This is a genomic window from Dyadobacter sp. UC 10 (assembly GCF_008369915.1).
In the GTDB taxonomy this organism is placed as follows: Bacteria; Bacteroidota; Bacteroidia; order Cytophagales; family Spirosomataceae; genus Dyadobacter.
The window spans coordinates 2,093,401-2,106,589 of record NZ_VSRN01000001.1 but is presented as its reverse complement, the minus strand read 5'-3'; the positions used below and the strand labels follow the sequence as shown (position 1 = coordinate 2,106,589).

Annotated in this window: 9 protein-coding genes and 1 tRNA gene; all 10 read left to right on the top strand. The window is 44.1% G+C overall.

Translation table 11 applies throughout. From position 1 onward, the window contains the following. Positions 1–80: 80 nt before the first annotated feature. A complete protein-coding gene (tuf, locus tag FXO21_RS08460) occupies positions 81–1,268 on the top strand; it encodes an elongation factor Tu (RefSeq protein WP_031528324.1) in 1,188 nt (395 codons plus the stop codon). A gap of 101 nt (positions 1,269–1,369) precedes the next feature. Continuing rightward, positions 1,370–1,440: transfer RNA gene (locus FXO21_RS08455), tRNA-Trp, on the top strand. Positions 1,441–1,458: 18 nt separating this feature from the next. Continuing rightward, positions 1,459–1,650 carry a preprotein translocase subunit SecE gene (gene secE, locus FXO21_RS08450; protein WP_149639681.1) on the top strand — a complete coding sequence of 64 codons (192 nt, stop codon included), beginning with the start codon at positions 1,459–1,461 and terminating at the stop codon, positions 1,648–1,650. Between the two features lie 23 nt (positions 1,651–1,673). Then, positions 1,674–2,228 (top strand): transcription termination/antitermination protein NusG, encoded by a 555-nt coding sequence (gene nusG / locus FXO21_RS08445; RefSeq protein WP_015812908.1) that lies wholly within the window; start codon positions 1,674–1,676, stop codon positions 2,226–2,228. A 73-nt stretch (positions 2,229–2,301) separates the two neighbouring features. After that, positions 2,302–2,751 (top strand): 50S ribosomal protein L11, encoded by a 450-nt coding sequence (gene rplK / locus FXO21_RS08440; RefSeq protein ID WP_026631777.1) that lies wholly within the window; start codon positions 2,302–2,304, stop codon positions 2,749–2,751. A 33-nt stretch (positions 2,752–2,784) separates the two neighbouring features. Continuing rightward, complete coding sequence (rplA, locus tag FXO21_RS08435) at positions 2,785–3,483, top strand: 50S ribosomal protein L1 (RefSeq protein WP_149639680.1); 699 nt, start codon at positions 2,785–2,787, stop codon at positions 3,481–3,483. 1 nt (position 3,484) lies between these two features. Further along, positions 3,485–4,015, top strand: a complete 531-nt coding sequence (gene rplJ / locus FXO21_RS08430; protein WP_149639679.1) for a 50S ribosomal protein L10 — start codon at positions 3,485–3,487, stop codon at positions 4,013–4,015. A gap of 85 nt (positions 4,016–4,100) precedes the next feature. Beyond that, entirely contained in the window at positions 4,101–4,487 is a 387-nt protein-coding gene (rplL, locus tag FXO21_RS08425) for a 50S ribosomal protein L7/L12 (RefSeq protein WP_149639678.1), read from the top strand. 311 nt (positions 4,488–4,798) lie between these two features. Continuing rightward, complete coding sequence (gene rpoB / locus FXO21_RS08420) at positions 4,799–8,665, top strand: DNA-directed RNA polymerase subunit beta (protein WP_149639677.1); 3,867 nt, start codon at positions 4,799–4,801, stop codon at positions 8,663–8,665. Between the two features lie 79 nt (positions 8,666–8,744). Beyond that, positions 8,745–13,067: a DNA-directed RNA polymerase subunit beta' gene (gene rpoC, locus FXO21_RS08415; protein ID WP_149639676.1), complete on the top strand. Its 4,323-nt coding sequence runs from the start codon at positions 8,745–8,747 to the stop codon at positions 13,065–13,067. Positions 13,068–13,189 lie beyond the last annotated feature (122 nt).

Genomic DNA, 13,189 nt, shown 5'->3' with positions numbered 1-13,189 from the left:
TGGAATTTGTAAGCTAAACAGGATCAATATTTAGTGTTAAATAAATTCGTAATAACTTTTAATTTAAGCGTACTTAAGTCATGGCAAAAGAGACGTTTGACCGCTCGAAACCCCACGTAAATATCGGTACTATCGGGCACGTTGACCACGGTAAAACCACCCTTACGGCAGCAATTACAACTGTTCTTGCTGACAAAGGTTTCGCACAAAAACGCGATTTCTCATCAATCGACAATGCTCCTGAAGAGAAAGAGCGTGGTATCACCATCAATACTTCGCACGTAGAATACCAAACAGCCAATCGTCACTATGCGCACGTTGACTGTCCAGGTCACGCTGACTATGTGAAGAACATGGTAACTGGTGCTGCACAGATGGATGGCGCGATCATCGTAGTTGCTGCTACTGATGGACCGATGCCACAAACTCGTGAGCACATCCTTCTTGCTCGTCAGGTAGGTGTTCCTCAACTTGTAGTATTCATGAATAAAGTGGATATGGTTGATGATCCTGAGCTTCTTGAGCTTGTTGAAATGGAAATTCGTGAGCTATTAAGCTTCTACGAATATGATGGTGACAACATTCCGGTAATCCAGGGTTCTGCTTTGGGTGGCTTGAATGGCGAACCAAAATGGGTTAAGACCATTGAAGATCTGATGGATGCAGTTGATAGCTACATTCCAATTCCTCCACGTATGACAGATCTTCCATTCTTGATGCCTGTTGAAGATGTATTCTCGATCACTGGTCGTGGTACTGTTGCAACTGGTCGTATCGAGCGTGGTGTGATCAACTCTGGTGATCCAGTAGATATCTTGGGTATGGGTGCAGAAGGTCTTAAATCTACCGTAACTGGTGTTGAGATGTTCCGTAAGATTCTTGACCGTGGAGAAGCTGGTGACAACGTTGGTCTTCTTCTTCGTGGTATTAACAAAGAAGATATCCGTCGTGGAATGGTAATTTGCAAGCCAGGTTCAGTAAAACCTCACGCTGCATTTAAAGGCGAAGTTTACGTTCTTTCGAAAGAAGAAGGTGGTCGTCACACTCCATTCTTCAACAAATACCGTCCTCAGTTCTACTTCCGTACCACAGACGTAACTGGCGAGATTACACTTCCAGCTGGTGTTGAAATGGTTATGCCAGGTGACAACATCACTATCGAAGTGAAATTGATCAACAAGATCGCTATGGAGAAAGGTCTTCGTTTCGCGATTCGTGAAGGTGGACGTACCGTAGGTGCAGGTCAGGTAACTGAAATTCTTGACTAAATAGTTAAGTAACAATAGCAAGTGCATTTCTTCAAGGAATGCACTTGTTTTTTGTAAATAAATTGTATCTTTGCAGCCCGAAAGAACGGATTGCGGGAAATACGGGTGTAGTTCAAGGGTAGAATAGCGGTCTCCAAAACCGTTGATGGGAGTTCGAATCTCTCCACCCGTGCATATTTAAAAAGGAACAATGGAAAAGTTTACCTCTTTTTTTAAAGCTTCCTGGGAAGAAATCACCCAGCATGTTACCTGGCCTCCATTCAATGAATTGCAGGCTAACACAACTTTGGTGCTCGTGGGTTCGCTCATTTTTGCCTTTGTTGTTGGTGTGATGGATTTCGTTTTTGAGAATGCGCTTAAACTGTTTTACCAGTCTTTCTAAGGCTATTTTAACCCCTAAATGGTATGAGTAGTCTAAATTGGTTTGTGTTGCGGGCAGTGTCGGGACAAGAGAAAAAAATCAAGTCTTACATTGAAAATGAGATAACACGGCAAAAATTAAATGAATTCGTTCCGCAGATCCTGATTCCTTCTGAGAAGATTTACGAAATGCGTAACGGAAAGAAAAGGGTCAGGGAGAAGAATTTTTTCCCGGGCTATATTATTATCTCCGCCGACCTTTCAAAAGGAGAAGTACTCCATATTATCACAAGCATTCCGGGAGTTATCGGTTTTCTTGGTAACGCCGAAGGAAATTCAAAAGTACCTGTTCCATTAAGGCAATCTGAAATCAATAGAATTTTAGGTAAGGTTGATGAAGCAGAACAGCACGAAGAGGCCCCAAGCATGTCCTTTATAAAAGGAGAAACCGTGAAAGTGGTAGACGGGCCTTTCAGCGGATTTATCGGTTTGGTGGAAGAGGTATTTGATGAGAAGAAAAAACTCAATGTAGTTGTAAAAATATTCGGGCGTAATACACCCGTGGAACTCAGTTACGCACAAGTAGAAAAGGATAGTTGAGAGAAGGCGGGCAGGTAAGCTTCCACTTGCATTTGAACCGTGATCAATCAATGACCCAACAAATTCCAAAACAATGGCAAAAGAAATAGGTGGATACGTCAAACTACAGGTGAAAGGCGGCCAAGCCAATCCTTCACCTCCGATTGGTCCTGCATTAGGATCGAAGGGTTTGAATATCATGGAGTTTTGCAAGCAATTCAATGGCCGTACCCAGGATAAAATGGGTGTGGTATTGCCGGTAGTTATTACATACTATAAGGATAAGTCTTTTGACTTTGTCATCAAGACTCCCCCGGCCGCTATTTTGCTTCTGGAAGCATCAAAAGTGAAGACAGGTTCGGCTCAGCCTAACCGTTTGAAAGTAGGTTCGGTATCATGGGATCAGGTTCGTACGATCGCTGAGACGAAAATGCCGGATTTAAATTGCTTCACAATTGATTCTGCCATGAAAATGATCGCGGGAACGGCTCGTAGTATGGGTATCACTGTGGCAGGCAAAGCCCCGTGGGAAGAAAACAACTAAGCGTAGGTTTAATACGCTAACGAAACAAAGAACATGGGAAAACTGACCAAAAAGCAAAAAGAGGCTCTTTCGAAATACGACCCAAATCAGGCTTACTCTTTGGAGCAGGCAGCGGACGTTCTTAAAACGATTTCCTATACCAAATTTGATTCTTCAGTTGACATCGACGTTCGTTTAGGCGTTGATCCTCGTAAAGCAGATCAAATGGTACGTGGCGTGGTAACATTGCCACACGGAACCGGAAAAGAAGTACGCGTTTTGGTTCTCTGTACTCCCGATAAGGAGGCAGAAGCGAAAGAGGCAGGAGCAGATTACGTTGGTCTTGATGAGTATATCACTAAGATAGAACAAGGCTGGACTGACATTGACGTAATTATCACAATGCCGAGTGTGATGGCAAAAGTGGGACGGTTAGGTAAAGTATTAGGTCCTCGCGGATTGATGCCGAACCCTAAATCAGGAACTGTAACTCCCGATGTAGCGAAAGCTGTGAAAGAAGTAAAAGCAGGTAAGATTGATTTTAAGGTTGATAAAACCGGAATTATACATACCAGCGTTGGAAAAGTTTCTTTTGGAACTGATCAGCTTGCACAGAATGCACAGGAAGTTATTAACACTTTGGTGCGCCTAAAGCCTTCTTCGGCAAAAGGTACTTACGTAAAGAGCATTCACTTGTCTAGTACGATGAGCCCGGGTGTTGTTATTGATAAAAACACGATTCCAGGATTATAATATGACACGGGAAGAGAAAGCAGTAATTATAGACGAGTTAAGTCAAAAATTCGCTAGCACCCCATACTTCTATATTACCAGCGCAAGCGGAATGTCTGTTGGCGAAGTAAATCAGCTAAGAGGACTATGCTTTGAGCGCGGTATTGAGTATCGTGTTGTGAAGAATACATTGATAAGAAAAGCACTAGAAACGTTAGATACAGATTATTCCTCATTCGACGAAGTGTTGAAAGGATTCTCTGGAGTAATGTTTCACCCGGAGTCAGGCAAAGTTCCTGCGCAATTGATTAAAGAGTTCAAGAAGAAATCAGGAAGTGATAAGCTTAAGTTCAAAGGAGCTTCTGTGGATACTGCTGTTTTCGTTGGTGAAAGCCAGCTTGACGTTCTTATCTCTCTGAAATCGAAACAGGAGATGATAGGAGAAGTAATCGGATTGTTGCAATCACCTGCTAAAAATGTTATCGGTGCTCTTAAAAGCGGCGGAAACAAATTGGCTGGTATCCTTAAAACTTTGTCTGAAAAGGAAGACTAATTAATAGCCAGGCTTAGCTCTCCGGGTTTCATAAAACAGAGCTTTTTTAATCATCTTATTGTATAATCAAAAAATCTAAATAAAAATGGCAGATTTGAAAGCTTTCGCAGAACAGCTTGTTAACCTTACGGTTAAAGAAGTGAACGAATTGGCTACAATTCTTAAAGATGAGTACGGTATTGAGCCTGCAGCTGCTGGTGCAGTGATGGTAGCAGGTCCTGCTGGTGGCGGTGGTTCAGATGCTCCTGCGGCTGAGGAAAAAACATCTTTTGATGTAATCCTTAAATCAGCAGGTGCAAGCAAACTGGCTGTCGTGAAATTAGTTAAAGACCTAACAGGTCTTGGCTTGAAAGAAGCGAAAGAACTGGTTGACGGTGCACCAAAACCTGTTAAAGAAGGAGTTGCGAAAGACGAAGCTGAGGCTTTGAAAAAACAACTTGAAGAAGCAGGTGCAGAAGTTGAAGTGAAGTAATTTGCTTTATTGCATTCATCTATAATTCGAAGGAATAGGCCTGACAAACGTCAGGTCTTTTCCTATTTTGTGTTTTACCAAACGAAAATCCCTTTTTTGACGTTTGGAATAAAGGCCCTGCTGATTAACGGCGGTTGTCCTTACTTCTTTCCAATAATTTGCCCGAAACACTTCTTTACTCGTAGAAAAGACAGAAAAGGGGCAGTTATTTATCCTTCTACGAGGCATTAGATTAGGTTTAAAACTAATTAATACCATGCGATGAAATCTTCACGTATTGGTTTTTCTTCTAACCCAAATCAAACATAGCCTTGGCTACAATTAAAGCAACAACACCTAGAAAGAATTTCTCAAGGATCAATCAGATTATCGATTATCCGGATCTGCTAGGAATCCAGGTACAATCATTCCGGGATTTTTTCAGTTTGGATACATCGGTAGAAGATCGTTCCGGCGAGGGATTGTACAAAGTTTTCGCTGAAAACTTCCCAATTGCGGATTCGCGCGACAATTTCGTTTTGGAGTTCATTGATTATCTGCTTGAACCACCAAAATATTCTGTTGACGAATCTATTGATCGCGGACTTACCTATGCGGTACCGCTAAAAGCAAAGTTACGTCTGATATGTAATGATGCTGATCATGAAGAATTTGAAACCATTGAGCAGGAAGTTTTCCTAGGAAATATTCCTTATATGACCGAAAGAGGTTCATTTGTGATCAATGGTGCTGAGCGTGTTATCGTTTCTCAGCTTCACCGTTCGCCAGGGGTGTTCTTCTCAATGAGCAAGCACACAAATGGTTCCAAATTATATTCTGCACGTATTATTCCGTTCAAAGGATCGTGGATTGAATTCTCGACTGACGTGAATAATGTGATGTATGCATACATCGACCGTAAGAAAAAATTCCCGGTTACTACGCTTTTGAGGGCTATTGGTTTTGGTTCTGATAAAGATATCCTAGACCTGTTTGGGCTTTCTGAGGAAATCAGCGCAACACCTGCTAACCTCAAAAAAGCAGTTGGTCGCCGTCTGGCTGCGAGGGTTCTTCGCACCTGGACTGAGGATTTTGTAGATGAAGATACTGGTGAAGTTGTTTCTATTCAGCGTAATGAAGTTTTGCTGGAACGCGATTCGACTATTTCTGCTGATGATATCGATGTGATCACTGAATCAGGTCAGAAATCGGTTATTCTTCACAAAGAAGATATGAACGTAGCGGATTATAATATCATTTATAATACCCTACAAAAAGATAGCTCAAACTCTGATAAAGAGGCTGTTGAGCAAATTTACCGTCAACTTCGTAATGCAGAAGCTCCTGATGAGCAAACTGCACGTGACGTAATTCAAAGCTTGTTCTTCAGTGATAAGCGTTACGATCTTGGAGATGTCGGTCGTTACAGGATCAATAAGAAACTGGGTTCTGATACCAGTCTGGACGTTCGCGTTTTGACTACGGGTGATATTGTTTCGATCGTGAAATATTTGATCGGTTTGATCAATGCCAAAGCGGTTGTCGATGATATTGATCACTTGTCAAACCGTCGCGTTCGTACTGTTGGTGAACAACTTTACGCACAATTCGGTGTAGGTCTGGCGCGTATGGCGCGTACTATCAAGGAGCGTATGAACGTACGTGATAACGAAGATTTCAAGCCTGTTGATTTGATTAATGCGCGGACTTTGTCTTCCGTTATCAACTCATTCTTTGGTACTAACCAGCTGTCACAGTTCATGGATCAAACCAATCCGTTGGCTGAGATTACCCACAAGCGTCGGATGTCTGCACTCGGGCCTGGCGGTCTTTCCCGTGAAAGAGCTGGTTTTGAGGTTCGCGACGTTCACTACACGCACTACGGTCGTCTTTGTACGATTGAAACGCCGGAAGGTCCGAATATTGGTCTGATCTCTTCGCTTTGCGTATTTGCAAAAGTGAATGGAATGGGCTTCATCGAAACTCCGTACCGCGTTATCGACGGCGCTGGTAAACTGACCGATGAGCTGATATACATGACAGCCGAAGAAGAAGATTCCAAATATATCGCCCAGGCAAATGCCTCTGTCGACAAAGAAGGAAACTTTACGGTAGAAAAAATCAAGACACGTTTTGAAGGTGATTTCCCAATGGTGGATCCTTCACAAGCGTCTTACATGGACGTTGCTGCTAACCAAATCGTATCTGTCGCGGCTTCGCTGATTCCGTTCCTGGAACACGATGATGCAAACCGTGCATTGATGGGATCTAACATGCAGCGCCAGGGTGTGCCTCTTTTGCGCCCACAAGCGCCAATCGTAGGTACTGGTCTCGAAAAACGCGTTGCAATGGATTCACGTGCCCTGGTAGTAGCCGAAGGCGACGGGGTTATTGAATTTGTAGATGCAAAGAAAATCGTCGTTAAATATGACAGAACAGATGAAGACCGTCTGGTAAGCTTTATAGATGACAGCGTTTCTTATGATCTGGTAAAATTCCGTCGTACCAACCAGGATACTTGCCTCAACCTGCAACCGATGGTCCTTAAAGGACAAAAGGTAAAGAAAGGCGAGGCACTTTGCCAGGGTTATGGTACCGAAGGCGGGGAACTTGCTTTGGGACGTAATCTCCTGGTAGCGTTCATGCCTTGGCAGGGATACAACTTTGAGGATGCGATTGTAATTTCTGAAAAAGTGGTTCGCGAAGATATCTTTACTTCTATTCACATTGAAGAATTTGAACTGGAAGTGCGTGATACCAAACGGGGTGAGGAAGAATTGACAGCTGAAATTCCAAACGTTAGCGAGGAAACTGTTAAAAACCTTGATGAGAATGGTATTGTTCAGGTTGGTACCGAAGTGAAAGAAGGTGATATTCTGATTGGTAAGATCACTCCAAAAGGAGAATCTGATCCTACTCCGGAAGAAAAACTGCTTCGTGCGATCTTCGGTGACAAGGCAGGGGATGTGAAAGATGCTTCGAAAAAAGCACCGCCATCAATGAAAGGTGTTGTTATTGATACAAAACTTTTCTCTCGCCCAACTAAAGAAGAGCGTGCAAAACATAAAGACGAGTTGCGTCTGTTGATGAAAAAATACAGCCGTGACCTGACTGCGTTGCGTGGAAGAATTATCGATAAGCTGGTTCAACTGACCGACGGTAAAACCACACAGGGTGTGAAGCACAAATTTGGTGATGAGCTGATCAGCAAAGGAATGAAGTTCAATGTGAGAAATATCTCGGAGAACTTGTTCCCTGCTAACAATCCGTACCGTGACGAAAGTCAATATGCAGTTCCTGAGGAAGTTAACCTCATCGGGGATGTGCTGACAGATTCATGGACTGAGGATGCAGATACCAATCGCCAGGTTTCACTGGTATTGAAGAATTACCTGAATGCAAGAAGCGAAATTATGGGCCGATTCAAACGCGACCGTTTTGCTCTTGAAGTAGGGGATGAACTGCCAGCTGGTATCGTGAAATTGGCAAAAGTTTATATCGCCAAAAAGCGTAAGCTGAAAGTAGGGGATAAAATGGCAGGTCGCCACGGTAATAAAGGGGTTGTTGCCCGTATTGTTCGTGACGAAGATATGCCATTCCTGGAAGACGGAACGCCTGTTAATATCGTGTTGAACCCGCTTGGTGTACCTTCACGTATGAACATCGGGCAGATTTACGAAACAATCCTGGCCTGGGCTGGTTTAAAACTAGGTCGCCGGTATGCGACACCGATTTTCGACGGTGCAACAGAAGCAGAGGTAGCGGCGGAATTGAAAGAAGCTGGTTTACCGGATTGGGGACGTACTTATCTGTACAACGGTTTGACAGGAGAGCAATTTGATCAGCCTGTAACTGTCGGTCTGATGTATATGATGAAACTCGGTCACTTAGTCGACGATAAGATGCACGCGCGTTCAATCGGACCATACTCTCTTATCACACAACAACCGTTGGGTGGTAAGGCACAATTCGGAGGTCAGCGTTTTGGAGAAATGGAAGTGTGGGCGCTTGAAGCATTTGGTGCCTCTCACATTCTTCAGGAAATCCTTACGGTTAAATCTGATGACGTGGTTGGCCGTGCAAAGGCTTATGAAGCAATCGTGAAAGGTGAAAACCTTCCGAAACCAAATATTCCGGAGTCATTCAACGTACTTGTTCACGAGCTTCGCGGACTAGCATTGGAGATTACACTGGACTAATTTTAGTCGTTGGCGCGCGAAAGCGCGCCATCAATGAAATCTAATTGAGTTTCGACTAACAGACAAACGACTTTTTATTATGTCTTTCAAAAAGAACAAAAAATTAAATAGTGACTTTTCCAGAATGACGATCAGTCTGGCGTCACCGGAGTCTATTCTTGAAAGCTCTTTCGGTGAAGTAACCCAGCCTGAAACCATCAACTATCGGACTTACAAACCGGAGATGGGTGGTTTATTCTGCGAAAGGATTTTCGGTCCTGTAAAGGATTGGGAATGTCATTGTGGTAAATACAAGCGTATCCGTTACAAAGGAATCATCTGCGACCGTTGCGGTGTAGAGGTTACCGAGAAAAAGGTACGTCGCGAGCGCATGGGCCACATTGAGCTGGTAGTTCCTGTTGCGCACATTTGGTATTTCCGCAGCTTGCCGAACAAAATCGGTTACCTGCTTGGATTGTCTACCAAAAAATTAGATCAGATAATTTACTACGAGCGATATGCCGTAGTTCAACCAGGTATCAAAGAAGAGGATGGCGTAGGCTATCTTGACTTCCTTACCGAAGACGAATATCTGGATATTGTCGATAAGTTGCCACGCGAAAACCAAATGCTTCCGGATACGGATCCCAATAAGTTTATCGCGAAAATGGGTGCCGACGCGCTTGAAATGCTTTTAAACCGGATCAAACTGGACGAGCTTTCATACGAACTTCGCCACCAGGCAGCAACGGATACTTCTCAGCAACGTAAAGCAGAAGCTTTGAAGCGTCTGAAAGTTGTAGAAGCGTTCCGTGATGCAAATACACGCATTGAAAACCGTCCTGAGTGGATGGTGATCAAGATGGTTCCGGTTATTCCACCAGAACTTCGTCCGCTTGTGCCTTTGGATGGTGGTCGTTTTGCGACTTCCGATTTGAATGACCTTTATCGTCGTGTGATCATTCGGAATAACCGTTTGAAGCGTCTGATCGAGATCAAAGCGCCTGAGGTAATCTTGCGTAACGAAAAACGTATGTTGCAGGAAGCGGTTGATTCGCTTTTCGATAATAGCCGTAAAGTAAATGCGGTGCGTTCAGAAGGTAACCGTGCATTGAAATCACTTTCTGACATGCTGAAAGGTAAGCAAGGACGTTTCCGTCAAAACTTGCTTGGTAAGCGTGTCGATTATTCTGGTCGTTCGGTAATTGTTGTTGGACCTGAATTGAAATTGCACGAGTGCGGTTTGCCAAAAGATATGGCGGCAGAATTATTCAAGCCGTTCATTATTCGTAAGCTGATCGAGCGTGGAATTGTTAAAACTGTAAAATCAGCGAAGAAGATCGTAGATCGTAAAGATCCTGTGATCTGGGATATTCTGGAAAACGTTTTGAAAGGGCATCCTGTTCTGCTTAACCGTGCTCCAACGCTTCACCGTTTAGGTATCCAGGCGTTCCAGCCTAAGCTGATCGAAGGAAAAGCAATTCAGTTGCACCCACTGGTGTGTACTGCATTCAACGCTGACTTTGACGGTGACCAGATGGCGGTACACGTACCACTAGGTCAGGAAGCCGTTTTAGAAGCTTCTATGCTGATGCTTTCGTCACATAACATTCTGAACCCTGCCAACGGAGCGCCGATTACGGTACCTTCACAAGACATGGTTTTGGGTCTGTATTATGTAACGAAAGGTCGCGTAAGTACTCCTGAATATCCGATTATCGGAGAAGGTAAGATCTTCTACGGTCCGGACGAAGTTGTTATCGCTATTAATGAAGGGAAACTTTCGAAACACGCGAATATCAAATGCCGTCTGAGAGTACGTAACGATGACGGAACTTTTGAAACCAAATTGACCGACACTGTTGCAGGTCGTATCCTGTTCAACCAGGCTGTTCCTGAGGAAGTTGGTTATATCAATGAATTGCTGACCAAGAAAAAATTGCAGCAAATCATCGGACTTGTTTTCAAAATGGCCGGCGTAGCACGTACAGCTCAATTCCTTGATGAAATCAAAGAACTTGGTTTCCAAATGGCCTTCAAAGGCGGTTTGTCAATGGGATTGAACGATGTAATGGTTCCGGAAGAAAAAGAGAAACTGATCGAGCAGGCAAAAGCAGACGTTGAAAACGTTTGGAGCAACTACTTGATGGGTCTTATCACCGAAAACGAGCGTTACAACCAGGTTATTGATATCTGGACGCGTGTTAACTCCCGTATTACAGAAACTTTGATGAAGCAACTGGAAACAGACCAGGGCGGATTCAACTCTATCTATATGATGATGCACTCAGGTGCACGTGGTTCGCGCGAGCAGATCCGTCAGCTGGGAGGAATGAGGGGTCTGATGGCCAAGCCTCAGAAAAATATCGCAGGTGGTGCAGGTGAAATCATCGAGAACCCGATCCTTTCTAACTTCAAAGAAGGTCTCGACGTTCTTGAGTACTTTATCTCAACACACGGTGCACGTAAAGGTCTTGCCGATACTGCATTGAAAACTGCGGATGCTGGTTACCTGACCCGTCGTTTGCATGACGTTGCGCAAGATGTTGTAGTTGTTGAAGAAGATTGCGGATCACTTCGTGGTATTGCGATCTCAGCTTTGAAAGACAACGAAGATATCGTTGAGCCGCTATCTGAGCGTATTTTGGGCCGTGTCAGCGTTCACGATGTATTTGATCCGCTTTCTAATGAAATGATCCTTGCCTCAGGTCAGGAAATTACAGAAGAAATCGCTTCTTACATCGACGAAACCAGCATTGAAACTGTTGAAATCCGTTCGGTACTGACTTGCGAAACACGTAATGGTGTTTGCGCGAAATGCTACGGACGTTCGTTGGCTTCGGCGCATATGGTGAATATCGGTGAAGCTGTGGGTGTAATTGCATCTCAGTCAATCGGTGAGCCAGGAACGCAGCTGACACTTCGTACATTCCACGTGGGTGGTACTGCTTCCAACATTTCTGTTGAAGCAAATATCAAGGCGAAATTCGATGGTGTGATTGGGTTTGAAGATCTTCGTCTGGTACAGTCTGTTAATTCAGAAGGCGACGAAGTAACAGTGGTAATGGGACGTTCAGGTGAAGTTAAAATTACAAATCCTGAAACCGGACAGCTGCTGATCTCGAACAACGTTCCTTACGGAGCACATTTATTGGTAAAAGACGGTGAGAAGGTATTCAAAGGACAAGAGCTTTGTACCTGGGATCCATATCACGCAGTAATCCTTTCCGAATTCACCGGAACAGTTTCTTTCGATGCGATTGAAGAAGGTATTACATATCGTGAAGAATTTGATGAACAAACCGGTTTCCAGGAATCTGTGATCATTGAAACACGTGACAAAACCAAGAACCCCGCTATCGTGGTAAAAGGTAAGTCTACCTTGTTGAAAGATCAGACAGAAAAAGGCTATAACCTTCCTGTTGGTGCACGTTTGGTTGTGAAAAATGGTGTTGCTATAAAAGCAGGTCAGCCGCTGGCAAAAATTCCTCGCGTAGTTGGTAAAACCCGCGATATCACAGGAGGTCTGCCACGTGTAACTGAACTTTTTGAAGCACGTAACCCGTCGAACCCGGCGACAGTTTCTGAAATCGACGGTGTTGTTTCCTATGGTGGCGTAAAACGTGGTAACCGCGAGATTCATATCGAATCAAGAGATGGTACGCAGCGTCGTTATATGGTTGCACTTTCGAAACACATTCTGGTTCAGGATGGTGACTTCGTAAGAGCCGGTGACCCGCTTTCTGACGGTGCGATCACGCCTGCGGATATCCTTTCTATCAAAGGGCCAACTGCTGTTCAGGAGTACCTGGTGAATGAAATCCAGGAAGTATACCGTCTGCAAGGTGTGAAGATCAACGATAAGCATATCGAATGTATCGTTCGCCAAATGATGCAGAAAGTAGAAATCCTGGATGCAGGTGATACCAATTTCCTCGAAATGCAGCCGGTTGATCGTGTATTGTTCCGCGAAGAAAATGATAAGATCCTTGATCTTAAGGTAGTTGAAGACGCTGGTAGCTCTGAGACCCTTAAGCCAGGTATGATCGTTTCTGTCCGCCGTTTACGCGACGAAAATTCAAGCTTGAAACGTCGCGACCTTAAACTCGTTGTGGCACGTGATGCGCAGGCAGCTGTTGCAAAACCTACTTTGATGGGTATTACACAAGCTTCTTTGGGTACCGAAAGCTTTGTTTCTGCGGCGTCATTCCAGGAAACAACCAAGGTACTGAGCGAAGCAGCTGTTCGTGGAAAACGCGACGAACTGAAAGGTCTGAAGGAGAACGTGATCGTAGGTCACCTGATCCCGGCCGGTACAGGTATGCGTCAATACGAAAGCCTCATCGTAGGTTCAAAAGAAGAGTTCGATGCACTTACTGATTCGCGTGACAGACAGTCTCGCAAGAAAAAAGAATTGGTATAGTAGATTATATTGAAGTTCAGAGCCGGCCCGCTATGCAGGCCGGCTCTTTGTTTTTTGGTGCTGCTATTTTTTACTAATTTCAGAAATCCATTTAGCCCAAAGCTGTTTTTAAGAACCAAACA